The 228-nt window shown below is 65.4% G+C and carries 1 pseudogene; it reads right to left on the reverse strand.

The features are described from left to right. Positions 1 to 228: pseudogene (locus FLQ03_RS15605) on the reverse strand (hypothetical protein); the annotation flags it as partial.

Raw genomic sequence — 228 nt, forward strand, 5'->3', positions numbered from 1 at the left:
GTCAGCATCTCGTGGTTAGCGGATAGCCCGGCCGCATGCAGCTCCGGATAGCCGCCGCCGAGCCAGATCATCTGGCAGGCCGGCAGCTGGCGATCGCGCAGCGGGCTAAAGCGCACCATCTTCACGCCGCAGCGCGCCAGCAGCGCCAGGTTATCGAGGTAATAAAAATTGAAGGCCTCATCGTCGGCGAGGGCCAGCGTCAGTCCTTCGCCGGCATCGGCGGCAAGC

The sequence above is a fragment of the Vogesella urethralis genome (assembly GCF_007644045.2).
GTDB classification, from domain to species: Bacteria; Pseudomonadota; Gammaproteobacteria; order Burkholderiales; family Chromobacteriaceae; genus Vogesella; species Vogesella urethralis.